The sequence below is a fragment of the Avibacterium sp. 21-595 genome (assembly GCF_023611905.1).
In the GTDB taxonomy this organism is placed as follows: domain Bacteria; phylum Pseudomonadota; class Gammaproteobacteria; order Enterobacterales; family Pasteurellaceae; genus Avibacterium.
This window is the reverse complement of the sequence record NZ_CP091455.1, coordinates 431,047-456,138: the sequence shown is the minus strand read 5'-3', so window position 1 is coordinate 456,138 and position 25,092 is coordinate 431,047. Positions and strand designations below refer to the sequence as shown.

Genomic DNA, 25,092 nt, shown 5'->3' with positions numbered 1-25,092 from the left:
ATTATGGCAGGCTTTAAACAACATTCAGGCATTGTTGTGCCATTAGATGTGGCAAATGTAGATACCGATGCCATTATTCCAAAACAATTTTTGCAAGCGATTACACGCGTCGGTTTTGGTAAACATTTATTCCATGAATGGCGTTATCTTGATGCCGAAGGCACTCAGCCCAATCCCGAATTTGTACTAAACTTCCCGCAATATCAAGGGGCGAGTATTTTGCTTACACGCAAAAATCTAGGCTGTGGTTCATCTCGTGAACACGCGCCTTGGGCATTGGCCGATTATGGTTTCAAAGTGATGATTGCACCAAGTTTCGCAGATATTTTCTATAACAACAGCTTAAACAATCATATGCTTCCAATCCGTTTAAGCGAAGAGGAAATCGAAGAAATCTTCCAATGGGTGTGGGCAAATCAAGGCGCAACCATTGATGTGGATTTAGAAAAAATGACCGTTACCACAGGTGAAAAAATCTATCCCTTTGAACTAGATGCATTCCGCCGTCATTGCCTATTAAATGGTTTAGATAATATTGGTTTAACCTTACAACACGAAGAGGCTATTTCAGCATACGAGAAAAATATTCCTACATTCTTGAAATAGATTTAAGGCTGACATAACGTCAGCCTAATTTTATCTAAATGCTGGCAATTTTGATTGTTTTAATGTATACCTATGCCAATATTCTGCATATTCAAAGTGGTGATATAGCAATGAGCTTAGGATTATTTTCAATCGGCATTGGGTTATATTTTTAAAGTTCGGTGTTTTTTTCTATTATTTTTATTTACCCTCAGCCCAATGTTTTTCATAAGCGGATAACGTATTATACATTAACATTGCAACGGTCATTGGCCCTACACCACCGGGAACTGGGGTAATATAACCCGCTCTTTCTTTTGCTTTATCAAATTCCACGTCACCAGCAAGTTTGCCATCGACACGGTTAATCCCGACATCAATCACCACAGCGCCTTCTTTAATCCATTCGCCGGGGATAAATTGTGGTTTTCCTACCGCTACCACTAAAATATCCGCTTGCTTAACGTGATGTGCCAAATCTTTCGTAAAGCGATGTGTTACCGTAACGGTGCAGCCTGCGAGTAATAGCTCTAATGCCATAGGACGCCCTACGATATTAGAAGCCCCTACAATTACGGCGTGCTGACCATAAAAATCAATGCCAGTGGTTTCTAAAAGCTTGATCACGCCATAAGGCGTACAAGCGCGTAAGGTAGGAATACGCTGACATAAACGCCCCACATTATATGGGTGAAAACCATCCACATCTTTATTTGGTGAAATACGCTCAATCACAGAAGTGCTATTAATATGAGCCGGCAAAGGCAATTGAACGAGAATCCCATCAATGTTCGGATCCGCATTTAACTCATCGATCAGGGCAAGCAATGCTTGCTCGGACGTACTTTCAGGCAAGTCATAAGACTTAGAAAACATACCAATTTCTTCACAGCTTCTACGTTTACTTTCAACATAAACTTGTGAAGCTGGATCTGTGCCAACTAAAATAACAGCCAACCCCGGGGCGCGTCTATTTTGTTTAAGATGCTGCTGAATTTTTTCTGCTATTTCTGCTTTGATTTCTTTCGAGAGTGCGGTGCCAGAGATGATTTGTGCCGTCATTACGTTTTCCTTAAATATGAAATGCTGAGAAAGTAAACGTTTGCTATTTTCTCAAAAAAAACCTTCTAATGTAAGCCTAATTGAGATAATTTTGAGCGATTAAACCAAAAAACAGAAAAAATTCATTGACTGATAATAAAAGCATTTTATAATTACCGCCATCTTGTCGGCGAGTAGCGCAGCTTGGTAGCGCAACTGGTTTGGGACCAGTGGGTCGTAGGTTCAAATCCTATCTCGCCGACCACTTCTTTTATATATCCATTTGAAATGCGCCCTTAGCTCAGCTGGATAGAGCAACGGCCTTCTAAGCCGTAGGTCATTGGTTCGAATCCAATAGGGCGTGCCATTATATTATTCTCCCTTGTAAATTCTTGTTAATTCCTATTTCTTATCAAGTATTTAATAAAAAATACATCCTAATGAAAACGAGAGGAAATCTATATCATTTTCCATATAAAATATATCCATACTGATTTTCTGATTTTTTATACTGATGATTTTCGCTCTAACTTATTAGTCTAACTACAAAAAATCCCCATAGCGAAAACTATGGGGATTTTGCAGTAGAAATTTAAAAATAAGAAAAATTTCCACCGCTCTTTGAAAATAAGGATGTGGGAGGAATTACATCATACCGCCCATTCCACCCATACCGCCCATTCCAGCGCCTAGGTCAGCTTTTTCTTCTTTAGGAATCTCTGTTACCATCGCTTCAGTGGTAATCATTAATCCCGCGATAGAAGCGGCAAATTGAAGTGCTGAACGTGTTACTTTAGTTGGATCTAAGATACCCATTTCAAGCATATCACCATATTGCTCAGAACCAGCATTATAACCAAAGTTTCCTTCGCCAGATTTCACCGCACTTGCCACAACAGAGGCTTCTTCACCTGCATTGGTAACAATTTGGCGTAATGGCGCTTCCATTGCACGTAAAGCTAGTTTGATCCCGACGTTTTGCTCTTCATTATCACCTTTTAAGTTTGCGGCTACTTTGCTTGCTGCACGAATTAAAGCAACACCACCACCTGCAACAATTCCTTCTTCTACCGCTGCGCGGGTTGCGTGTAAGGCATCTTCAACGCGATCTTTTTTCTCTTTCATTTCAACTTCGGTTGCTGCACCCACTTTAATTACTGCCACGCCACCAGCTAATTTCGCTACGCGCTCTTGTAATTTTTCTTTGTCATAATCAGAAGTACTTTCTTCAATTTGCTGACGAATTTGTGCAACGCGTCCTTTAATTTGCGCTTCTTCACCTACACCGTCAATAATGGTCGTGTTGTCTTTATTGATCACCACACGTTTTGCTTGACCTAAATCTTCTAAGGTTGCTTTTTCTAACTCCATACCGATTTCTTCAGAAATTACGGTACCTGCCGTTAAAATGGCAATATCTTGTAACATTGCTTTACGGCGATCACCAAAGCCCGGTGCTTTCACTGCGGCAACTTTCACGATACCACGCATGGTATTTACCACTAATGTCGCAAGCGCTTCTCCTTCTACATCTTCTGCAATGATAAGTAACGGCTTACCAGCTTTTGCTACCGCTTCTAATACAGGTAATAATTCACGAATATTAGAGATTTTTTTATCCACTAAAAGAATAAATGGGTTATCAAATTCTACCGTTGCGGCTTCAGGTTTATTGATAAAGTATGGAGAAAGGTAACCGCGATCAAATTGCATTCCTTCCACAACAGCAAGCTCATCTTCTAAGCCCGTGCCGTCTTCAACGGTAATTACGCCTTCTTTACCCACTTTTTCCATTGCTTCAGCAATTAATTTCCCTACGACATTATCTGAGTTCGCAGAAATCGTACCAACTTGCTCAATTTCTTTTGAGCTTTCGCACGGTTTAGAAAGGGCTTTTAATTCAGCAACGACTGCATTAACCGCCTTATCAATACCACGTTTTAAATCCATTGGGTTCATTCCTGCAGCCACGGCTTTTAACCCTTCATTCACGATCGCTTGGGCTAAGACCGTTGCGGTTGTGGTACCGTCTCCTGCCGCGTCATTCGCTTTAGACGCCACTTCTTTCACCATTTGTGCGCCCATATTTTCAAATTTATCTTCTAATTCGATTTCACGAGCCACAGAAACACCATCTTTTGTGATCGTTGGCGCACCAAAGGCTTTATCTAAAATTACATTACGACCTTTTGGCCCTAGCGTTACTTTCACTGCATCTGCAAGAATGTTTACGCCGTTAAGCATTTTTACACGTGCATCATTACCAAATTTAACGTCTTTTGCTGCCATTTTTTTATTCCTTCTTAATAATAAATTGAGAGAAAAATGCGGCAAAAAAAACACCGCACTTTTTTATTTTGATTATTCAACGATGGCTAAAATATCGCTTTCAGAAATGATTAACACTTCTTCGCCATCAATTTTTTCTGCTTTTACGCCATAGCCATCATTAAAAATAATGGTATCGCCCACTTTGACATCTAAAGGGAGTACTGTGCCATTTTCTAAAATACGTCCTTTCCCCACTGCAAGCACTTTTGCACGGGTAGATTTTGTTGCCGCAGAACCGGTTAATACGATTCCGCCCGCAGATAAGGTTTCAATTTCTTCACGTTTGATGATCACACGATCGTGTAATGGACGAATATTCATTGTTATTTCCTTTTTAAGTTGATGTTTAAAAAAAGTATTGCAAATATGGGGGAGTTTTTTTGCGCTTTCAAGAGTGTAATCAAATTTTTTTATCCAAGAGTAAACATCAAATCAAAGAAAATGAGAATAATTTTTATTTACTTCATTATTTTTTTATGTAAAATCAAGCACAGCTAGAAGGAATTTTAGCGAAACAACATCACTTGAATATGAAATCTGTTTTTTTGTCATACCAAAGAAAAATTCGTTTGGAAAGAGTGCGGTCTAAAAAGCAGGAAAATTTCAAACACCCATCTATTTTAACCACGGAGAACGTGAAATGAAAAAAACATTATCAGCGATTGCATTATGCACCACATTTGCCACCTCAGCGTTGGCTGCCAATGAAGTCAATGTTTATTCTTATCGTCAGCCTTACTTAATTGAGCCTATTTTAAAGCAGTTTGAAAAAGAAACGGGCGTAAAAGTGAATTTTATTTTTGCTGATAAAGGGCTGGTTGAGCGTGTGAAACGTGAAGGCGAGCTTAGCCCGGCTGATGTGCTATTAACAGTGGATATTAGTCGTGTTATGGAAATTGTTAATGCCGGATTAGCACAACCGATTCATTCTACAACGTTAGAGAAAAATATTCCTGCTCGTTTCCGTGATAGTCAAGATAGATGGTTTGCTTTAACCAGCCGTGCGAGAGTGATCTATTCTTCAAAAGATCGTGTTGGCAAATTACCACCGAGCTTTACTTATTATGATTTAGCCAAACCTGAATTAAAAGGCAAAGTGTGTGTGCGTTCTGGCAAACATTCTTATAATGTTTCGTTAATTGCGTCATTGATTGCCCACGATGGCGTAGAAAAAGCCAAAGCGTTCTTAACGGGATTAAAAGCAAACTTGGCACAAAAACCACAAGGCGGTGACCGCGATCAAGTGAAAGCAATTAAAGAGGGCGTGTGCGATTATTCATTAGGCAATAGCTATTATTACGGCAAAATGCTAGAAGATGAAAAACAAAAAAGCTGGGCAGAAGCGGCTTATATTAACTATCCAAACCAAGAAACCGTGGGAACACATATGAATATCAGCGGTGTGGTTGTCGCAAAATATGCCCCAAATAAAGCAAATGCGGTTAAATTAGTCGAATATTTAAGCGGTGATCAAGCACAACATCTCTACGCAGAGCTAAATCACGAATATCCAGTAAAACCTTCTGTAGAAAAATCAAAATTGGTACAGTCTTGGGGCGAATTTAAGCAAGATGACTTACCATTAGAGAAAATTGCAGAAAACTATGAAAACGCATTGAAATTAATCGATGAAGTAAAATTTGACCTATAATAGGCCTAATCTAGGCTAGCCTATCCCATACAGGGTAGGCTAGTTTTATTTTGATTATGGATAATTTCACACAACATAAAAAATTTTTCGCAAAAAGCACCGCACTTATCATATTGTTAGGGGTATTGGGGTTTTTCTTGCTTCCAATTATCGCTCTGCTATCTTCGGCATTTGGCAGTTCACTGCACAGTTTACAACATTTATGGCAAACAGTGTTTACCGACTATTTAGTTAATTCCCTAAGCCTAGTGGTGGGGACAACAGCCTTAAGCTTATGCTTTGCCTTACCTTGTGCATTTTTGGTTTCGCGTTATCATTTTATTGGTAAAACCTTGTTACAGTGGTTGCTTTGCCTCCCACTTGCCATTCCAGCGTATTTATCAGCCTATCTTTATACCGATTTTTTAGACTATCCCGGTATTGTGCAACAAAGTTTACGCACTTGGTTTGATTGGCAAACCAAGCAAGATTATTGGTTTCCTTCCATTCGTAGTCTAGGCGGTGCTTGTTTTATTTTGGCATTGTCTTTATATCCTTATATTTTCTTATTGGTAAGAATGGCGTTAATGGAGCAAGGTGATAATTTACAACAAAGCGCAAAATTGCTAGGGGCAAGTCGCTGGCGGGTGTTTTACAAAATTACCTTTGCCTTAATCCGCCCTGCTATTGCGGTGGGTTGTGCCTTAGTTGCAATGGAAACCTTAGGCGATTTTGGTACAGTCGCATTCTTTGCGATTCCTTCACTCACCACCGCCATTTATGATACTTGGCTCGGCTTTGGTGATTTACAAGCGGCAGCGCAAATTTCGCTTTTTATGCTAGGGCTATTGGTGCTATTTATCAGTATTGAACGTTACGCTCGTCGCCAACAACGCTATTATCAACGAACAGGGCAACGCCCGCTCCAAACGCAACAGCTCAACGGATTAGGTTGGGGATTACTGTTATTTAGCATCATCTTGATTATTCTTGCCTTTTTTATCCCGCTCTTTCAACTCAGCTATTGGTCTATCATCTATTTTGAGCAAGCGTGGACGGCTGATTTCTGGCAATATAGTCAAAACAGCTTACTGGTTTCTGGGCTGGCAATGATCATTTGTGTATGTTTAGCGTTATTAATGCACTTTTGGGCAAGATTAACCCCCGTGCCGTTGGCAAAACTGGCAGTACGCTTTTCTGCACTAGGCTATGCCATTCCCGGTACGGTACTTGCAATCGGCTTGTTAATTCCTTTTACCTTTGCCGATCATCAACTTAATCAATGGTTAAAATGGCTAGATTTACCAATGCTTGGTTTAGTGTTTTCAGGCTCACTTTTCGCGCTTGTCTCTGCTTATGTCATTCGCTTTTCGGCAATGGCATTAGGCAGTTTAGAAACGAGCCTGAACCAAATACCCCCTTCTTTAGAAATGGCAGGCAGAATGTTAGGCTATAAATCGTGGGGAATCTGGCGAAAAATCCATTTACCTCTTATGCATAAAGGCATTTTTACCGCATTATTGCTGGTTTTTATTGAAAGTATGAAAGAACTCAATGCCTCTTTATTATTGCGCCCGTTTAATTTTGATACGCTCGCCACCCACGTTTTCACCTTTACTTCAGATGAACAGCTTGAACGTGCCGCGTTGCCTGCATTAATACTGATTTTAGTTGGGATAATTCCCGTATTGATTTTAACTCGCGCTTTACTGCAATCAGGGAAAAAACAGAATAAATGAAGATGTTAGATATTACTCATTTAACTTGTTGCTATAACAATCAACCTATTTTACAAGATCTTAATTTATCTATTGAAAATGATGATATTGTCTGTTTACTTGGCGCAAGCGGTTGCGGAAAAACGACCTTACTCAAAGCTATCGCAGGATTGATCCCACTCAACGCAGGCACACTTCGCTTGCAAGGTAAAGATATTGGCTATCTTGAGGCAAATCAACGAGAAATAGGCTTGATCTTTCAAGATTATGCACTTTTCCCTCACTTAACCGTAGCAGAAAATATTCTGTTTGGCTTACATCAACGCAATAAAAATGAGCAAATAAAAACCTTACAAAAAATGACCGCACTTGTGCATTTACAAGGTTTGGAAAAACGCTATCCACACGAGCTTTCAGGCGGGCAACAACAGCGTGTCGCCATTGCTCGTGCGTTAGCTTGTCAGCCAAAACTGTTATTACTAGACGAACCTTTTTCTAACATTGATAGCCAAGTTCGTCATCAAATGATCGAAGAAATTCGCACTATTCTCAAACAGCAGCATATTCCTGCCATTTTTGTAACACACAGCAAAGAAGAGGCATTTCTATTTGCTGATAAATTAGCGCTAATGAACCAAGGAAAAATCTGTCAAGTTGGGTCACCCAGCACACTTTACCAGCAACCAAACAGTCCTTTTGTGGCTAATTTCTTGGGCGAAATGAATTATTTGCCTTGTCAGCCTATTGATGAACAGCATTACCAATCCCTACTTGGCGTGCATTTATGTACAAATCATCAATTACAACAAAAGCCGAGTTATCTTGCGATCCGTCCAGAACAGTTACAATTACGCTTAGTGGATGATCTCAAACAAGCCAACGGCATTATCCGCCAGAAGCGTTTTTTAGGGGCTTATTATAAATATCACGTAGAAATCTCTGGCGTGCAATTGATCATTACAAGCCAGCAATCTTTACCCTTAACGGGGCGGGTTCAGGTATTCTATGAGAAAGAAACTGGCGTCATCTTTGCTGAAAAATAATATATTGAAAATTGAAGTATTATTTAGCGTATAAAAAGCAAAAGCCTTGAAATTTCTTTCAAGGCTTTAAAATCTGGTGGAGATAATCGGGATCGAACCGACGACCTCTTGAATGCCATTCAAGCGCTCTCCCAACTGAGCTATATCCCCTTAATGCTGAGCTATGATAATTAGCAGAATGAATGCTGTCAATATTAAATTTGTTGCATTCATTCGCTAGATTAAATATTAAGCGTTTTGTGCTTGAATAAAATCGATGGCTTTTTGAATACGTGCCAATGAACGTTCGCGACCGATACCCACAAGGGTGATATCCATTGAAGGGGATTGTCCTGCTCCTGTAACGGCAACACGTAATGGCATACCCACTTTACCCATTCCTACCCCCAACACTTCCGCTGTTTGCTCAATGGCTTGGTGAATTGGTTCAGCTGTCCATTGAGGAAGTGCGGTCAATTTTTCTTTTACTTTTTCAAGTGCATCAATCGCACCAGATTTAAAGTGTTTTTTCACCGCACTTTCATCAAAATGATCAAACTCTTCAAAGAAGTAACGGCTTGCACTTGCCATTTCTTTCAATGTTTTACAACGCTCACCAAGCATAACGACAATATCACTTAATGCAGGACCATTGCTGGTATCAATGCCTTGCTGTTGATAATGCCAAGCAAGGTGTTTAGCAACATATTCAGGCGGTAATTCACGAATATAGTGATGATTTAGCCACAAGAGTTTTTCCGTATTGAATGCACTTGCAGATTTACTCACTTGAGTTAATTCAAACAGCTTGATCATTTCTTCTACAGAGAAAATTTCTTGATCGCCATGCCCCCAACCTAAACGAACCAAATAATTGAGTAAGGCTTCCGGTAAAAAACCCTCATCACGATATTGCATAACACTCACTGCCCCGTGGCGTTTTGATAATTTTTGTCCATCATCACCTAAAATCATAGAAACGTGTGCATAAGTTGGAATTGGCGCGCCTAATGCTTTTAATATGTTAATTTGACGTGGGGTGTTATTAATATGATCTTCACCACGCACAACGTGTGTGATACCCATATCCCAGTCATCAATCACAACACAGAAGTTATAGGTTGGTGAACCATCGGTACGGCGGATAATTAAATCATCAAGTTCGCGATTGTTAATTTCAATACGTCCGCGCACCGCATCATCAAATACGACAGAACCTTCTTGTGGGTTTTTGAAACGTACAACGTGAGGTGCATCGGGATTCTCAGGTGCGTGATGTAAGCAATACCCATCATAACGTGGTTTTTCTTTATTTTTCTCTTGCTCATTGCGTAAATGTTCTAAACGTTCTTTAGAGCAATAACAACGATAAGCCAAACCTTGCTCAAGCATTTGATCAATGACTTGATTATAACGATCAAAACGTTTTGTTTGGTAATATGGCCCATGCTCCCAAGCTAAATTTAACCATTCCATTCCTTCTAAGATTGCTTGTGTTGCTTCAGGTGTAGAACGTTCTAAATCAGTATCTTCAATGCGTAATACAAATTCACCTTGGTTATGTTTTGCAAATAACCAAGAATATAATGCCGTTCTTGCTCCTCCAACGTGCAGATAACCCGTTGGGCTAGGAGCAAAGCGAGTACGAACTTTCACAGAGGGATCTAAAGTAAATAAGGGTTCAGCTTTCATTTTATAACCTTGTTCGATAGAAAAAATTAAATCGGCGGTATTGTACTATGAGTTATCCGAATTCACGATAAAAAAAGAAAATTTATGTCTATTTTTACAACACTTAGACAAAAATAACTAAAAATGTATTGACTGTATGTTGAGAATACTTATAATGCCAACCCACAACACAAGGGCGATTAGCTCAGTTGGGAGAGCACCTCCCTTACAAGGAGGGGGTCACTGGTTCGAGACCGGTATCGCCCACCACTTTTTTAAGGACTTGTGTTGTAATGCTTAAACTCACGTGGGCGATTAGCTCAGTTGGGAGAGCACCTCCCTTACAAGGAGGGGGTCACTGGTTCGAGACCGGTATCGCCCACCACTCAAGTTTAAGTTCCCATTTAACTTTTGCAAAGTTAAATCCGATAGCTAGAAATAGCATTCTGTCGGGCGATTAGCTCAGTTGGGAGAGCACCTCCCTTACAAGGAGGGGGTCACTGGTTCGAGACCGGTATCGCCCACCACTTTATTCAAAACTAAAATATTTATTATTTCTCTACAGTATTTTCATTAAAAAATAAAAAAATCTCTTTTAATTTGGTTTATCAATTAAGTTTACCCAATATCAAAAGAGACAAAAATCATTTCTTATTTATTGATGATATTATTCAATATGTAATTGCTTTGCTACTTTTCGTAATAACAAGAATATCCAAGGCCATAATACCCCGCTCGTCATAGCACCAAAGATCTCTTGCCAATTAAAATCCGCACTATGTAAGAATAATTCAACAATAAAAATACCTATTCTTACGCTAAAAACAGCGAAAATAACAAATATCCCCTGCATCCATAACGATAGGTTACGAATTAATATACTATTCACCGCTAATAAATAAGCAAAAACAGAAAGCACTAATGCGTGAATACCTAAGGTTGAGCCAAGTACAAGATCCCAAGCAATCCCCATACAAAATGCCGTGCCTACACTAATTTTTGCAGGCATTGCTAAAATCCAATAAGTTAAAACGAGCAATAACCAAGCAGGCTTGAAATGATGTAAACTGCTTGGCCAAGGCGCAATTTCTAACACCATTGCAACTAAAAAGGTGGATACAATAAATAATAATTGTAAAAAAGCACGACCTTGCATTAATCTTCCTCTCGATAATGTTGCAATTCAGGCTCAACAGGTTCAGAAGGCATTTCCATTTGTTCCGTATGGATGTCCTCTAGCGTTGGCGTTGATGGTTTTTCTTCTGGTTCTTCAGTCGTCATCAATGGCGGTAGAATGTCTTGCTTTTTCTGTGTTTCAAGACGCTGGCGAACGGCTTTACGCACTTCTTCTGGTGTACTTGAATTGACTTTACGCATATCTTCATTAGTCGGCCATAAAAGCAAGACATAACGTAAGCGCTCGAGCGATGCAAGCGGCTTTGCGGTGATCGTGGCAAAATAATTTTTTCCATCGCGCGATACATTTTCTACAATCGCAACAGGATATCCTTCAAGAAAACGTCCTCCTAATCCTGAAGTAACCAATAGATCACCTTTCACAATATCCACTGAACGTGGCACATTGTCTAAAGTAAGTTCATCGCTGTGTCCCGTACCACTTGCGATCACGCGCACATCATTACGTAGCACTTGTACTGGAATAGAATGCGTTACATCAGTGAGCAATAACACGCGGCTTGTATGACTTCCCACAGAAATAATTTGCCCAACGACACCTTTTTCATCAATAACTGGTTGCCCAACATAAGCGCCATCATTTTCTCCTTGGTTAATGACCACTTGCTGGTGATAAACATCTGTTTCTGCAGTTAAGACCTCAGCAATTTTTTTGTATTCATCTGTGCGTAATGGGGAATTTAGCAATAAACGTAAGCGTTGATTTTCTACTTTGAGTTGATCCAAGAGTAATAAATCGGCATTTTTTTCGCGAAGTTGTTCTCTTAGCACTTTATTTTCGATTTGTAATTTATTGGTATCAACAAGATTGTAAGACACGCCGTCTAGCACCGTTCTTGGTGTGTTGGCAAGATAATAAACGCTACCAATCGCCGTTTCCATTATGCTACGTGCCTTTATCATCGTATTGGTTTGTCCATCAAATAAAATAAGCACGATAGAAGCTATCACGGCAAAAATTAAACGGATGCCAAGATAGGGGGCTTTTCCAAAGATCGGTTTCATTAATATCACTCAGAAAGAAGTGCGGTCAAATTTTTGGCATTTTTTGACCGCACTTTTATAAACATTTATAACATTGGAAATTAAATGTCGTCACTGAAAATATCAGCACCGTGCATATCTAATGCTTCACCACCACCGCGTGCGACACAGGTAAGTGGATCGTCTGCCACAATAACTGGTACACCCGTTTCTTTTGATAATAACACATCAATATTGCGTAATAACGCACCACCACCAGTTAGCACAATGCCACGTTCAAAGATATCAGCTGCGTGTTCTGGTTGGCATTCTTCAAGTGCGGTACGCACTGCGGCAACAATACCATTTAATGGCTGTTGAATTGCCTCTAAGACATCACGCGAGTTTAAGGTAAAGGTTCTTGGCGCACCTTCTGAAAGGTTATGACCGTGAACTTCTAGCTCTTTAATTTCATCGTCTTCTTGAATATAAGCAGTACCAATTTCTTCTTTGATACGCTCTGCTGTCGGCTCACCAATAATGGATCCAAAGGTACGACGCACATAAGCAATAATGGCTTCATCAAAACGGTCGCCACCAATACGCACAGAAGAAGAATACACAATACCGTTTAAAGAAATCACCGCAACTTCTGTGGTACCACCACCAATATCGATAACCATTGAACCCGTTGCCGTAGAAACGGGCAATTTCGCGCCGATTGCAGCAGCCATAGGCTCTTCAATTAAATACACTTCGCGTGCGCCCGCACCTAAGGCAGATTCCTTAATCGCTCGGCGTTCAACTTGGGTTGCACCAGCAGGCACGCAGACTAACACCCGTGGACTTGGGCGCATAAAATTTCCGCTATGTACTTGCTTAATAAAATACTGCAACATTTTTTCGGTTACCGAGAAATCCGCGATAACCCCATCTTTCATCGGACGAATGGCTAAAATACTTTTCGGTGTGCGCCCAAGCATTAATTTTGCTTCTTTTCCTACCGCTGCAATACTTTTCATTGAACCTGCACGCCCTTGACGAATTGCAACCACAGAAGGTTCGTTTAGCACAATGCCCTGCCCTTTCACATAAATCAACGTGTTGGCTGTACCTAAATCAATAGAAAGATCATTGGAGAATAAACCACGAATTTTTTTAAATAGCATAAGAATTCCGTTAAAATCACTGTATAAAAAACACTCACATTTAAGTGTGAGAAAAATTGTGCTAAATGTATCAAAAAATCAACATTGATGATAGAAGTTTTTATACAATTCTGCCTAAAAAATTACCGCACTTTGATTTCAGCCCGTTTATTTTTCAAGGATTTGTTTCAAGAACCGCGCAGTATGAGAACCTTTCACTTTTGCGACTTGCTCTGGCGTGCCAGTGGCAATGATTTCACCGCCGCCACTTCCCCCTTCAGGGCCAAGATCAACAATCCAATCTGCAGTTTTAATCACATCTAAATTATGCTCAATCACCACAATGGTATTACCCTGATCACGCAAGCGATGTAGCACCTCGAGGAGCTGTTTAATATCAGCAAAATGTAGGCCCGTTGTCGGTTCATCAAGAATATATAAGGTTTTTCCCGTATCTCGTTTTGACAACTCCGTGGCGAGTTTCACTCGTTGCGCCTCCCCACCTGACAATGTTGTGGAAGATTGCCCAAGGCGAATATAAGAAAGTCCAACATCCATTAATGTCTGTAATTTACGTGCAATTTGTGGAATCGCATCAAAAAACTCTCGTGCTTCTTCAACAGTCATATCAAGCACTTGATTAATCGTTTTTCCTTTATAACGAATTTCTAATGTTTCACGATTATAACGTTTTCCTTTACATTGATCGCAAGGCACATAAACATCAGGCAAGAAGTGCATTTCTACTTTGATTACCCCGTCCCCTTGGCACGCCTCGCAACGTCCACCACGCACATTGAAACTAAAGCGTCCCGGATTATAACCACGTGCGCGTGATTCTGGCACGCCCGCAAATAATTCACGAATTGGCGTGAATAATCCAGTGTAAGTTGCGGGATTAGAACGTGGCGTGCGTCCAATCGGGCTTTGATCAATATCAATCACTTTATCAAAGAATTCTAACCCTTGAATAGATTTGTAAGGGGCGGCTTGTGCGTTTTCTGCACGGTTTAACGCACTCTGCGCAAGTGGGAACAAGGTGTCATTAATCAGAGTAGATTTACCTGAACCTGATACCCCTGTGATACAAGTGAATAATCCGACAGGTATATCTAAATTGACATTTTTCAGATTATTGCCTGATGCCCCTTTGAGTTTTAATATTTTCGCTTTATCAAGTGCGGTGCGTTTTTTAGGAATTTCTATTTTTTCTTTTCCCGACAAGAATTTTCCAGTTAAAGAATGTGGGTTTTGCATAATTTCTTTTGCTGTGCCTTGTGCAACCACATTACCGCCATGCACACCCGCTCCCGGTCCAATATCAATGATATGATCCGCCGCTAAAATTGCATCTTCATCGTGTTCAACCACAATGACAGTATTGCCTAGGTTTCTTAAATGAATCAACGTATTAAGCAAACGTTCATTATCACGTTGATGTAACCCAATAGAGGGTTCATCAAGCACATACATCACCCCCACCAAGCCTGCGCCAATTTGACTAGCAAGACGAATACGCTGTGCTTCACCACCAGAAAGGGTTTCTGCCGAGCGGGAAAGAGAAAGATAATTTAGCCCCACATTCACCAAAAATTGTAACCGCTCTTTAATTTCTTTTAGGATTTTGTCAGCAATTTGCGCGCGCTGTCCGCTTAGGGTTAGGCTATCCACAAAATTAAACGCTTCGCCGATGCTTTTTTCTGAAACTTCAGGCAAATTCGTTTCACCGATAAACACATTGCGAGCTTCAGGGCGTAAACGCGAGCCACCGCAATCCTTACAAGGGCGGGTGCTGATATTTTTCGCTAATTCTTCACGTACAGACATTGATTCCGTTTCCTTGTAACGGCGTGCCATATTATTGAGAATGCCTTCAAAACTATGACGGCGCAATACCACATCGCCACGGTCGTTCATATATTGGAATTCAATTTCTTCTTTACCTGAACCGTGCAAAATAATGTGCTGAATTTTTTTCGGTAAATCCTCAAAAGGGCTTTCTACATCAAAGCCATAATGTTTGGCGAGCGAAGTGAGCATTTGATAATAATAGAAATTACGGCGATCCCAGCCTTTAATCGCGCCCCCTGCTAAGGAAATAGTTGGATTTTGTACCACGCGTTTTTCATCAAAATATTGTTGAACGCCTAAACCGTCGCAAGTAGGACAAGCCCCCGCTGGGTTATTAAAAGAGAATAAACGAGGTTCTAATTCTGGCACAGAATAACCACAATACGGGCAAGCAAAATTGGCTGAAAAAAGCAATTCTTCCCCTTGCGGTTCATCCATATTTGCCACCACTGCCGTGCCACCAGAAAGCTCTAATGCTGTCTCAAAGGATTCAGCTAAACGCGTTGCCAAATCTGGACGAACTTTAAAACGATCCACCACCACTTCAATAGTATGTTTTTTCTGCAATTCCAATTTAGGTGGATCGGATAAATCACAAATTTCGCCATCAATTCTGGCTCGAATATAACCTTGCGCAGCAATATGCTCCAAAATTTTAATATGCTCCCCTTTGCGATCTTTTACCACTGGAGCAAGTAACATCATTCGGCTTTCTTCAGGCAACGCCAACACTTTATCCACCATTTGGCTAATGGTTTGTGCCGCCAAAGGAATATGATGATTTGGACAGCGCGGTTCCCCAACGCGGGCAAATAATAAACGCAAATAATCGTGAATTTCCGTGATTGTTCCCACCGTAGAACGTGGGTTATGCGACGTGGATTTCTGTTCAATGGAAATGGCTGGAGATAGCCCTTCAATATGATCCACATCTGGCTTTTCCATTAGCGATAAAAACTGGCGCGCATAAGCAGAAAGGGATTCCACATAACGGCGCTGCCCCTCAGCATAAAGGGTATCAAATGCGAGGGAAGATTTTCCCGAACCAGAAAGCCCTGTAATCACAATCAATTTATCACGCGGAATAGTCAAATTAATATTTTTTAAATTATGGGTTCTCGCCCCACGTACATCTATTTTTTCCATAATCTTTTAGTCTGTTCAAGCAATTTAAGGTGATTTTGCGATCATTATCGCATAATCTGAAATAACTGTGCAAATATCCAGTTGATTTGCATTGAATTAATAGCTTTTTATTTTTTTTTAAGGCAAAATAGCAAAAATTTTTACCGCACTTAATAATCAGACAGAGGAATTTATGGCTGGAGTAAACAAAGTTATTATCGTAGGAAACCTTGGAAATGATCCTGAAGTTCGCACAATGCCAAATGGTGAAGCTGTTGCAAACATTAGCGTAGCCACCAGTGAGAGCTGGATGGACAAGAATACTGGCGAACGTCGTGAAATCACTGAATGGCATCGCATTGTCTTTTATCGTCGTCAAGCTGAGATCGCAGGAGAATATTTACGAAAAGGGTCAAAAGTGTATGTGGAAGGACGCTTAAGAACCCGTAAATGGCAAGATCAAAATGGACAAGATCGTTACACCACTGAGATTCAAGGTGATGTGCTACAAATGTTAGATAGCCGCGCAGAACGTGGGCAAGGTGGCTATGCGCCACAAGGCGGGGGTTACCAACAACAAAGTGGCAACCAATACGCCCCTCAAGGAACACAACCAACATATCCATCATCAAAACCAACGCAGCAACCAACGCCAGCACCTCAGCCAGCGATTGATGATATGCAATTAGATGATGATATTCCATTCTAACCCTTTCCAAACTGCTTGGTCATTGCCAAGCAGTTTTGTATTGCTTTCTAAAATCTCAACATCACATTTTTACTGTTTTATCTTTCCTGCCACACTGATAGAAGTCGCGCCTTTCTATACATTTTTTATCTTATGTATGTGATATAGATCACATAAAATTTCATTCAAATAAAATTATGTGATCCACATCACATTTTGATTTTATATACCTAAAAATATCTTGTGATCTACTTCACATTTTTAAACTTAAAAATTTGGGCTTTAATTTTCGCTTTGCTATGCTTTCGTTCATTAAATGGACACAACTTAGCTCAATACTAATGAGGTTAATATGTTATCAGCAAATGCAAAACTTAAAGTCCAAAGCTTTGGACGCTTTTTATCAAATATGGTTATGCCGAATATTGGGGCATTTATCGCTTGGGGATTTATCACCGCCCTTTTTATTCCAACAGGTTGGTTTCCAAATGAAACGCTCGGCAAACTTGTTGGGCCGATGATTACCTATTTATTACCCTTATTAATTGGTTATACTGGGGGGAAATTAGTGGGTGGCGATCGCGGTGCCGTTGTGGGCGCAATTACCACTGCCGGGGTCATCATTGGTACAGATATTCCAATGTTCCTGGGCGCAATGATCGCCGGGCCAACAGGTGGTTGGGCAATTAAGCATTTTGACCGTTGGGCTGATGGTAAAATTAAAAGCGGTTTTGAAATGTTAGTGAATAATTTTTCATCTGGCATTATCGGTATGCTACTTGCCATTTTGTTCTTCTTGGTTGTAGGCCCAGCAGTAAAAATACTTTCTACTACCCTAGCTGCTGGCGTTGATGTGCTTGTTCAAGCCCATTTATTACCATTAACCTCTATTTTTGTTGAACCCGCGAAAATTCTTTTCTTAAATAATGCGATTAATCACGGCATTTTCTCACCACTGGGTATTCAACAATCACAAGAACTTGGACAATCTATTTTCTTCTTAATTGAAGCAAATCCGGGCCCGGGTTTAGGCGTATTATTAGCCTATATTCTGTTTGGTAAAGGTTCTGCAAAACAAACAGCAGGGGGCGCTGCGGTTATCCACTTCTTTGGTGGTATTCACGAAATTTATTTCCCTTATGTGTTAATGAATCCACGTTTATTAATTGCCGTTATCGCAGGGGGAATGACTGGGGTGTTCACGCTTGTGTTATTTCACGCAGGCCTTATCGCCCCGGCCTCACCGGGTTCAATCATTGCTGTATTGGCGATGACACCTTCACATTCTATCTTTGGCGTACTTTGTTCGGTGGCATTAGCGACTGTTGTGTCTTTCGTCATTGCTGCGTTCTTCCTAAAAATCCAAAAAGAAGATACTTCAGATAAATTAGCGGAAGCACAAGCAGCTTCAAAAGCAATGAAAGGTGGTGTAGCACAGCCAATCACTGATTATAAAGGCTTACAAAAAATCTTCGTTTCTTGCGATGCAGGTATGGGATCAAGCGCGATGGGTGCAAGTATGCTACGCAAAAAAGTAAACGATGCAGGCTTGCCAATTGAAGTGGCGAACTGTGCAATCAATGACTTGCCAGATAATGCAAGACTAGTCATTACGCACCAAGACTTAACGCTACGCGCACAAAAACAAGTACCAAATGCAATGCACTTGTCTCTTACCAATTTCTTAGATAATAAATTCTATGATAATTTGGTGAATGAATTAAAAGCGCATTTCGCTGAAGCGGCTGCAAAACCCACAGATAGTGTAGAAGTCGCAGAAATGAATGGGGCAACCTTCAACTTAAGTGCGGATCAAATTTTCTTAGGATTAAAAGCAGAAAATAAACAAGACGCCATTCGTTTTGCCGGTGAACAACTAGTAAAAGCAGGCTTTGTGTTGCCAAGTTATGTCGATGCAATGTTTGAACGTGAAGAATTAGTTTCCACTTACTTAGGTGAGGGGCTAGCGGTTCCGCACGGCACGGTTGATGCAAAAGACGCCGTATTGAAAACGGGTATCGTGGTATGTCAATATCCTGAAGGGGTACGCTTCACGGAGGAAGAAGATGGCATCGCTAAATTAGTCATCGGTATTGCCGCTCGCAACAATGAACACATTCAAGTGCTGACGGCAATCACGAATGCATTAGATAGTGAAGAAGCGATTGCCACACTGACCTCTACAACAAATGTAGAAGATGTGTTAGCGTTACTCAAATCTTAAAGTGCGGTATAAAATGGCATCGTTTTTTACGATGTCATTTCTCATTATAAACGTTATTGGAGAAAAAAATGAAAGCATTACATTTTGGCGCAGGTAATATTGGACGAGGATTTATCGGCAAATTACTTGCTGATAGCGGTATTGAGGTAGTTTTTGCTGATGTAAATGACGACGTTATCCGTTTATTACAAACACAAAAAAGCTACAACGTTAAAGTGGTAGGCGAAAAGGTTAATCGTATTGAACAAGTGTCCAACGTAACCGGCGTTAATTCAAAAGATGAAAATGCTCTGATTGAACGCTTTAAGCAAGTGGATTTGGTCACCACAGCAGTTGGTCCAAATGTGCTAAAAATTATTGCCAGCACCCTTGCTAAAGGATTAATTGCTCGCCTTGAAGCAGGTAATGCCCAACCACTAAATATTATTGCTTGTGAGAATATGGTGCGTGGCACAACCTTCTTAAAAGAACAGGTTTTTCAATATTTAGACGAAAATCAACAGCAACAGATTGAGGCATTAGTCGGTTTTGTTGATAGTGCAGTGGATCGTATTGTACCGCCTGTGCAAGCCAACCCTGCCGATCCCCTTTTAGTCACAGTAGAAGAATTTAGTGAATGGATTGTGGATAAAACGCAATTTAAAGGCACAATCCCACAAATTGCCGGAATGGAACAAACCGACAATCTTATGGCGTTTGTAGAACGTAAATTATTCACGCTAAACACGGGACACGCCGTTACCGCCTATTACGGCAAGTTAAAAGGCTACCAATTTGTCAAAGAAAGCATTGAAGATCCGACGGTACGCGCTTTTGTTAAAGCGGTTATGGAAGAAAGTGGTGCCGTATTAATTAAACGCTATGATTTCGATCCGCAAGCTCACGCCGCTTATATCGAAAAAATCCTAGCTCGCTTCGCCAATCCTTATTTAGTGGACGATGTAGATCGCGTAGGACGTGAGCCATTACGAAAACTCAGTTATAATGATCGCCTAATTAAACCATTGCGTGGCACATTAGAATACCAATTGCCACACCAATATTTGGTACAAGCCGTGGCTACCGCATTATGCTATCGCAATGACAATGATCCGCAAGCACAAACATTAGCACAATCGTTAACACAAAATGGCGTGATCAATACCTTAAAACAATATACTGAATTACAAGATAATGCCGTGATTGAACAAATTGCACAAGCCTATCAAGCACTTGTGTAAGCTGTCTTCCCATTATCTGTATCAATCACATTAGGAAGGTATCATTGGACGATCCTATTTACGAAAAACTCACCGAAGCCACCTCTATTCGTGGCTTTATTACCGCCAGCGTTGCACTTTTTGATGAGGCGGTGGACAGCTTAATCAATCGTGTATTCCGCAAAACGGATTTTGCGGTCAAATCGGTGGTGGACTCCTTATTTATGACGTCAGGCCCCCTTTTTGATCTTTCAATTCGCTTAAAAGTGCTACTTGGGCTTGGCGTCATTGAGCATAAGATTTTTGAAGATATTAATGCCTTTATCAAATTTAAAGAAACATTGAACAACGATGAAAAAGAACATCGTTTTTTCGATCCACTGATTATCGAATTTGTACAACACTTACATTTACAGCAAGACAAAAACTTACTTAACTTTCCTGATGATAAAGAAGATCCAAATTCTCTCAGCTATCAAATCAAAACCCAACGTAAAGAAAAATTAGTACGCTCTTGCTTAATGCTCACCATTAATGCGATTTACGAACATTTACAGGTGGAAAGCCCGTTGTAAAAATTGATAAAAAAGCACCGCACTTACTTTATTTATCTAATAATTTGAGTATAAAAAATACAGTAATATTTTATCTCTTTATAAAACATTATAGACCGGATATAAGGATGAAAAATAATGGAATTAATTCAGCTATTTACTTCTAGTTTAAATAAAGGAGAATACTTTACCACTATCATCATTACATTAATCGGATTAATTCTCTTATTTAGACCTTTATTTGAATATTTTCTAATTCTTCGAGAAATGAAATTCAAGGATCTTGATTATGCAATTTCTATCTTAGATAAAGAAACGTATCCTGACTTAGAGAGATTTTTAAAAGAACAACAACTTGAATGGACATTGTATCGCTTAACAAAAATTAAGGGAAATCTTAATTTTTTAAGGAAATTTATTGCATTTCATAATTTTATTCAAAAGAAATATACATTTAATCAGGTAGCAAAATCTGCTAAGTATTTTAAATTACAAGAAGGTTCGCTTGTTTTATCGATCAAAAAAGCAGAAACATTTGATGTCTGTATTAATGTACTTTACTTTTTTATATTAACTTTCTTCGGTATATATTTTATATACTATGGCTTTTCAAATCTTGAACATAATCTCAAAAATGCAGCGATCATCCTCTTTACTGGATTTTTTTATTTCTTTATATCTCTATTTTTCGTCCTACAGGTACAAGCTTACCTAATAGCATTAAAACTCAAACGCGATCTTGAACAATTTAATCTTACGCAAGAAGCTATAACTAAACTTAGGTAAATATCATACCGCCTAAAAAATGTATCAATACAATAAATCCCGTATTTTTTCACTTATTTTTAATTTTAGACTATTTCTTTTCAATAGAATATCAGATTTCTACCCATTGTTTTGTGCTTTTTTATACTTTACAGGAAAGCGGCTCTGAGCTTAAGGCTAACATTGGATAGTTTAGCAGCTTTTTATAGATGATACCTAACGCCATAAGGCAAAATTTTATGATATTTAAATAAAATTTAACTATATACTGATCGGCTGATACCATATTATTATCACTCACTCTCTTTTATTGACACATTCATCATTTATTACTGTGACAGAAAGATCTTAATTCCAATAAGCTTTTCCTTTCTTTTAATCCTAGTCGTAATAAAAATGCAAAAAACGTCTCTATTTCCGCTATAATATCCCCCATTTTTCATCACAGTTATCGAGAATCTTATGGCTAAAATTGCAGAAAACCCACTTGTGTTAGTTGATGGGTCATCTTATTTATATCGTGCGTTTCACGCCTTTCCACCACTTACCAATTCCCTTGGCGAGCCAACGGGGGCGATGTATGGCGTGTTGAATATGCTGAAAAGTTTGATTGCACAAGTGCAGCCAAGCCATATTGCGGTGGTGTTTGATGCCAAAGGAAAAACTTTCCGTGATGAATTATTTGAGCAATATAAATCGCACCGTCCGCCAATGCCAGATGATTTACGCAAACAAATTCAGCCATTACACGCCATTATCAAAGCCCTTGGTATTCCGCTTTTGTCCATTGAGGGGGTGGAAGCAGATGATGTTATCGGCACACTTGCGGTGCAGGCCTCCCAAGCGGGCAAGAAAGTCCTCATTAGCACGGGAGATAAAGATATGGCACAGTTGGTGGACGATAATATTATGCTCATCAACACAATGAATAACAGCCTGCTTGACCGTGAGGGCGTGATTGAAAAATACGGCATTCCCCCTGAGTTAATCATTGATTATTTAGCCTTGATGGGCGACAGTGCAGATAATATCCCCGGTGTGGCTGGCGTAGGCGAAAAGACTGCGCTCGGCTTGTTGCAGGGCATTGGTAGTATGGCAGAAATTTATGCTAATTTGGAAAAAGTTGCTGAATTGCCCATTCGTGGCGCAAAAAAATTAGGTGAGAAACTGCTTGCCGCGAAAGCGGATGCTGATTTGTCCTATATTCTCGCGACAATCAAAACAGATGTGCCATTAGCCGTGAAGCCAGAGGCCCTCACACTTGGGCAAAATCAGCGTGATGAATTAGTGGAATATTTCGCCCGCTATGAATTTAAGCGTTGGCTTAATGAAGTCATAGAGGGGGAAAGCGGTTTAACCAAAGGCGATTTGCAAAGCGCTAAATTTGCAACACCCATAACACAAAATGAAAATAAGGTGAAAAGTGCGGTGCAAAATTCGGTAAAAATAGACCGCACTTTATATGACACGGTGGATAACCAAGCCAAGCTCGATGAATGGCTCAATAAAATACAGCGCGCCAACCTCATTGCAGTGGATACGGAAACGGATAATTTAGATGTGATGCAAGCGAACTTGGTGGGCATTTCTTTTGCCTTAGAAAGTGGCGAAGCGTGCTATATCCCTCTTGATCATTTGCACGAAGTGGCGTGCGAAAGCCAATCGCAAGGGGATTTGTTTGACGAGTCGGCACAAGCTAGCGAAACCTATTTTGCGCGTGTACCGAACCAATTGGACAAACAACAATGTTTGCAAGCACTTAAACCGTTATTAGAAAATCCACAGATTGAAAAAGTGGGACAAAATATTAAATACGATCTTACCGTATTCGCGAATCACGGCATTCACTTACAAGGCGTGCGTTTTGACACAATGTTGGAATCCTATGTGCTAAATAGCACAGGGCGGCACAATATGGATGAGCTTGCCAAACGCTATTTGGATCACCAAACCATTGAATTTGAAGCCATTGCAGGCAAGGGCAAAAAGCAGCTTACCTTTGATAAAATTGCTATTGCACAAGCCAGTGAATATGCGGCGGAAGATGCCGACATCACAATGAAGTTGCATCAAACTTTATGGACAGAATTAGCGAAAACGGAAAGTTTGGTGACGTTATTTGATGACATCGAAATGCCATTAGTGGGCGTGTTATCACGTATTGAACGCAATGGTGTTTTAGTGGATAGCCAAATCTTACTTGCCCAATCGCAAGAAATTAGCGAAAAATTAACCGCACTTGAAAGCCAAGTGCATCAAGCTGCAGGGGAAACGTTCAACCTTGCTTCCACCAAACAATTGCAAGAAATCTTGTTTGAAAAATTAAATCTGCCAATTATTGCAAAAACACCAAAAGGCGCGCCTTCCACCAATGAAGAAGTGTTAGAAGAGCTGGCTCAACAAGGGCATATTGTGCCGAAATTACTCATTGAACACCGTGGTTTAGCGAAGTTGAAATCCACTTATACGGATAAACTTCCGCAGATGATCAATCCTCGCACGGGGCGAATTCACACCTCCTATCATCAAGCCGTAACGGCAACGGGGCGATTGTCCTCCAGCGATCCAAACTTGCAGAATATTCCCATTCGTAATGAAGAAGGACGCCGTATTCGTCAAGCCTTTATTGCACGTGAAGGGTACAAAATTATCGCCGCAGATTATTCCCAAATTGAACTTCGTATAATGGCACATTTATCCCAAGATCAAGGGTTGATCAGTGCATTCCAGCAAGGCAAGGATATTCACCGCTCCACCGCCGCAGAGATTTTTGGTGTGCCACTTGATGACGTAACGAGCGAACAACGTCACAGCGCAAAAGCCATTAACTTTGGGCTAATTTATGGAATGAGTGCCTTTGGGCTTTCCCGTCAGCTTGGCATTGCGCGTGGCGATGCACAAAAATATATGGATTTGTATTTCCAACGCTATCCAGATGTGCAAACCTTTATGACTGATATTCGCGAAAAAGCCAAGCAGCAAGGCTATGTGGAAACCTTGTTCGGACGCCGTTTATATCTGCCTGAAATTCAATCCAGCAACGCAATGCGTAGAAAAGGGGCGGAACGCGTGGCAATCAATGCCCCAATGCAAGGCACAGCCGCGGATATTATTAAACGCGCGATGATCGCCATTGACCACGCCATCAATCAAGATCCAAATATTGCGATGATTATGCAAGTTCACGATGAATTGGTGTTTGAAGTGAAAGAAGAACATATCGCGCATTACAGCACGCTAATCCAATCTTTAATGGAAAACGCCGCTGATCTTGTTGTACCGTTAATTGTCGATGTCGGCGTGGGCGAAAACTGGGACGAAGCCCATTAATTCGCGTTAATGCGTATGCAGTTAGAAACAAAGTGCGGTGAAAAATATCC

18 protein-coding genes and 6 tRNA genes are annotated in these 25,092 nt (G+C 40.3%); 15 read left to right on the top strand and 9 right to left on the bottom strand.

Going from position 1 to position 25,092, the window contains the following annotated elements; all coding sequences use genetic code 11:
• Positions 1-3: 3 nt before the first annotated feature.
• Positions 4-606: a 3-isopropylmalate dehydratase small subunit gene (gene leuD / locus L4F92_RS02130; RefSeq protein ID WP_250364032.1), complete on the top strand. Its 603-nt coding sequence runs from the start codon at positions 4-6 to the stop codon at positions 604-606.
• A 180-nt stretch (positions 607-786) separates the two neighbouring features.
• On the opposite strand, the gene folD is transcribed toward leuD, so the two are convergent.
• On the bottom strand, positions 787-1,647 hold the full coding sequence (gene folD / locus L4F92_RS02125) for a bifunctional methylenetetrahydrofolate dehydrogenase/methenyltetrahydrofolate cyclohydrolase FolD (RefSeq protein WP_250364031.1): 861 nt from the start codon (positions 1,645-1,647) through the stop codon (positions 787-789).
• A gap of 167 nt (positions 1,648-1,814) precedes the next feature.
• Here folD and L4F92_RS02120 point away from each other — a divergent pair.
• Together L4F92_RS02120 and L4F92_RS02115 are read left to right on the top strand one after the other, a co-directional pair.
• Positions 1,815-1,891: transfer RNA gene (locus L4F92_RS02120), tRNA-Pro, on the top strand.
• 25 nt (positions 1,892-1,916) lie between these two features.
• Positions 1,917-1,993, top strand: a tRNA-Arg gene (locus L4F92_RS02115).
• A gap of 278 nt (positions 1,994-2,271) precedes the next feature.
• Here L4F92_RS02115 and groL read toward each other — a convergent pair.
• Together groL and L4F92_RS02105 are read right to left on the bottom strand one after the other, a co-directional pair.
• Positions 2,272-3,915: a chaperonin GroEL gene (gene groL / locus L4F92_RS02110; protein ID WP_250364030.1), complete on the bottom strand. Its 1,644-nt coding sequence runs from the start codon at positions 3,913-3,915 to the stop codon at positions 2,272-2,274.
• A gap of 72 nt (positions 3,916-3,987) precedes the next feature.
• A complete protein-coding gene (locus L4F92_RS02105) occupies positions 3,988-4,278 on the bottom strand; it encodes a co-chaperone GroES (protein WP_250351521.1) in 291 nt (96 codons plus the stop codon).
• A gap of 319 nt (positions 4,279-4,597) precedes the next feature.
• On the opposite strand from L4F92_RS02105, the gene L4F92_RS02100 reads away from it, so the two are divergent.
• From L4F92_RS02100 to L4F92_RS02090, 3 genes are read left to right on the top strand one after another with little or no spacing between them, the layout of a single operon-like run.
• Positions 4,598-5,608, top strand: coding sequence for a Fe(3+) ABC transporter substrate-binding protein (locus tag L4F92_RS02100; RefSeq protein WP_250351520.1), 1,011 nt, complete (start codon positions 4,598-4,600; stop codon positions 5,606-5,608).
• A 56-nt stretch (positions 5,609-5,664) separates the two neighbouring features.
• Positions 5,665-7,326, top strand: a complete 1,662-nt coding sequence (locus L4F92_RS02095) for an ABC transporter permease (protein ID WP_250364029.1) — start codon at positions 5,665-5,667, stop codon at positions 7,324-7,326.
• On the top strand, positions 7,323-8,348 hold the full coding sequence (locus tag L4F92_RS02090; RefSeq protein ID WP_250364028.1) for an ABC transporter ATP-binding protein: 1,026 nt from the start codon (positions 7,323-7,325) through the stop codon (positions 8,346-8,348). Before L4F92_RS02095 ends, L4F92_RS02090 begins: the two co-directional genes overlap by 4 nt.
• Before the next feature lie 74 nt (positions 8,349-8,422).
• Here L4F92_RS02090 and L4F92_RS02085 read toward each other — a convergent pair.
• Together L4F92_RS02085 and gltX are read right to left on the bottom strand one after the other, a co-directional pair.
• Positions 8,423-8,498, bottom strand: a tRNA-Ala gene (locus tag L4F92_RS02085).
• Between the two features lie 78 nt (positions 8,499-8,576).
• Positions 8,577-10,019 (bottom strand): glutamate--tRNA ligase, encoded by a 1,443-nt coding sequence (gltX, locus tag L4F92_RS02080; protein WP_250364027.1) that lies wholly within the window; start codon positions 10,017-10,019, stop codon positions 8,577-8,579.
• Positions 10,020-10,192: 173 nt separating this feature from the next.
• Here gltX and L4F92_RS02075 point away from each other — a divergent pair.
• The 3 genes from L4F92_RS02075 to L4F92_RS02065 all read left to right on the top strand — a co-directional run bounded on the left by L4F92_RS02075 (position 10,193) and on the right by L4F92_RS02065 (position 10,525).
• A tRNA-Val gene (locus L4F92_RS02075) sits at positions 10,193-10,268 on the top strand.
• 39 nt (positions 10,269-10,307) lie between these two features.
• A tRNA-Val gene (locus L4F92_RS02070) sits at positions 10,308-10,383 on the top strand.
• Between the two features lie 66 nt (positions 10,384-10,449).
• Positions 10,450-10,525, top strand: a tRNA-Val gene (locus L4F92_RS02065).
• A gap of 140 nt (positions 10,526-10,665) precedes the next feature.
• Here the strand turns inward: L4F92_RS02065 and mreD are convergent.
• From mreD to uvrA, 4 genes are all read right to left on the bottom strand, one after another.
• Positions 10,666-11,154, bottom strand: a complete 489-nt coding sequence (gene mreD / locus L4F92_RS02060) for a rod shape-determining protein MreD (RefSeq protein WP_250351516.1) — start codon at positions 11,152-11,154, stop codon at positions 10,666-10,668.
• Positions 11,154-12,200 (bottom strand): rod shape-determining protein MreC, encoded by a 1,047-nt coding sequence (gene mreC / locus L4F92_RS02055; RefSeq protein ID WP_250364026.1) that lies wholly within the window; start codon positions 12,198-12,200, stop codon positions 11,154-11,156. Before mreC ends, mreD begins: the two co-directional genes overlap by 1 nt.
• A gap of 80 nt (positions 12,201-12,280) precedes the next feature.
• Positions 12,281-13,327 carry a rod shape-determining protein gene (locus L4F92_RS02050; protein WP_250351514.1) on the bottom strand — a complete coding sequence of 349 codons (1,047 nt, stop codon included), beginning with the start codon at positions 13,325-13,327 and terminating at the stop codon, positions 12,281-12,283.
• 147 nt (positions 13,328-13,474) lie between these two features.
• Positions 13,475-16,303, bottom strand: coding sequence for an excinuclease ABC subunit UvrA (gene uvrA / locus L4F92_RS02045; protein ID WP_250364025.1), 2,829 nt, complete (start codon positions 16,301-16,303; stop codon positions 13,475-13,477).
• A 172-nt stretch (positions 16,304-16,475) separates the two neighbouring features.
• On the opposite strand from uvrA, the gene L4F92_RS02040 reads away from it, so the two are divergent.
• From L4F92_RS02040 to polA, 6 genes are all read left to right on the top strand, one after another.
• Entirely contained in the window at positions 16,476-16,991 is a 516-nt protein-coding gene (locus L4F92_RS02040; protein WP_250364024.1) for a single-stranded DNA-binding protein, read from the top strand.
• A gap of 331 nt (positions 16,992-17,322) precedes the next feature.
• Complete coding sequence (locus tag L4F92_RS02035) at positions 17,323-19,194, top strand: PTS mannitol transporter subunit IICBA (protein ID WP_250364023.1); 1,872 nt, start codon at positions 17,323-17,325, stop codon at positions 19,192-19,194.
• A gap of 68 nt (positions 19,195-19,262) precedes the next feature.
• Complete coding sequence (locus tag L4F92_RS02030) at positions 19,263-20,414, top strand: mannitol-1-phosphate 5-dehydrogenase (protein WP_250364022.1); 1,152 nt, start codon at positions 19,263-19,265, stop codon at positions 20,412-20,414.
• A gap of 44 nt (positions 20,415-20,458) precedes the next feature.
• Positions 20,459-20,968 carry an MltR family transcriptional regulator gene (locus L4F92_RS02025; protein WP_250351509.1) on the top strand — a complete coding sequence of 170 codons (510 nt, stop codon included), beginning with the start codon at positions 20,459-20,461 and terminating at the stop codon, positions 20,966-20,968.
• A 117-nt stretch (positions 20,969-21,085) separates the two neighbouring features.
• Positions 21,086-21,733 carry a hypothetical protein gene (locus L4F92_RS02020; RefSeq protein WP_250364021.1) on the top strand — a complete coding sequence of 216 codons (648 nt, stop codon included), beginning with the start codon at positions 21,086-21,088 and terminating at the stop codon, positions 21,731-21,733.
• Between the two features lie 441 nt (positions 21,734-22,174).
• Entirely contained in the window at positions 22,175-25,042 is a 2,868-nt protein-coding gene (gene polA / locus L4F92_RS02015) for a DNA polymerase I (protein WP_250364020.1), read from the top strand.
• Positions 25,043-25,092 lie beyond the last annotated feature (50 nt).

Bases quoted from the DNA above. Each gene is read 5' to 3' on its own strand.
- leuD (WP_250364032.1), top strand. From the start codon at position 4: ATGGCAGGCTTTAAACAACATTCAGGCATTGTTGTGCCATTAGATGTG.
- folD (WP_250364031.1), bottom strand. From the start codon at position 1,647: ATGACGGCACAAATCATCTCTGGCACCGCACTCTCGAAAGAAATCAAA.
- groL (WP_250364030.1), bottom strand. From the start codon at position 3,915: ATGGCAGCAAAAGACGTTAAATTTGGTAATGATGCACGTGTAAAAATG.
- L4F92_RS02105 (WP_250351521.1), bottom strand. From the start codon at position 4,278: ATGAATATTCGTCCATTACACGATCGTGTGATCATCAAACGTGAAGAA.
- L4F92_RS02100 (WP_250351520.1), top strand. From the start codon at position 4,598: ATGAAAAAAACATTATCAGCGATTGCATTATGCACCACATTTGCCACC.
- L4F92_RS02095 (WP_250364029.1), top strand. From the start codon at position 5,665: ATGGATAATTTCACACAACATAAAAAATTTTTCGCAAAAAGCACCGCA.
- L4F92_RS02090 (WP_250364028.1), top strand. From the start codon at position 7,323: ATGAAGATGTTAGATATTACTCATTTAACTTGTTGCTATAACAATCAA.
- gltX (WP_250364027.1), bottom strand. From the start codon at position 10,019: ATGAAAGCTGAACCCTTATTTACTTTAGATCCCTCTGTGAAAGTTCGT.
- mreD (WP_250351516.1), bottom strand. From the start codon at position 11,154: ATGCAAGGTCGTGCTTTTTTACAATTATTATTTATTGTATCCACCTTT.
- mreC (WP_250364026.1), bottom strand. From the start codon at position 12,200: ATGAAACCGATCTTTGGAAAAGCCCCCTATCTTGGCATCCGTTTAATT.
- L4F92_RS02050 (WP_250351514.1), bottom strand. From the start codon at position 13,327: ATGCTATTTAAAAAAATTCGTGGTTTATTCTCCAATGATCTTTCTATT.
- uvrA (WP_250364025.1), bottom strand. From the start codon at position 16,303: ATGGAAAAAATAGATGTACGTGGGGCGAGAACCCATAATTTAAAAAAT.
- L4F92_RS02040 (WP_250364024.1), top strand. From the start codon at position 16,476: ATGGCTGGAGTAAACAAAGTTATTATCGTAGGAAACCTTGGAAATGAT.
- L4F92_RS02035 (WP_250364023.1), top strand. From the start codon at position 17,323: ATGTTATCAGCAAATGCAAAACTTAAAGTCCAAAGCTTTGGACGCTTT.
- L4F92_RS02030 (WP_250364022.1), top strand. From the start codon at position 19,263: ATGAAAGCATTACATTTTGGCGCAGGTAATATTGGACGAGGATTTATC.
- L4F92_RS02020 (WP_250364021.1), top strand. From the start codon at position 21,086: ATGGAATTAATTCAGCTATTTACTTCTAGTTTAAATAAAGGAGAATAC.
- polA (WP_250364020.1), top strand. From the start codon at position 22,175: ATGGCTAAAATTGCAGAAAACCCACTTGTGTTAGTTGATGGGTCATCT.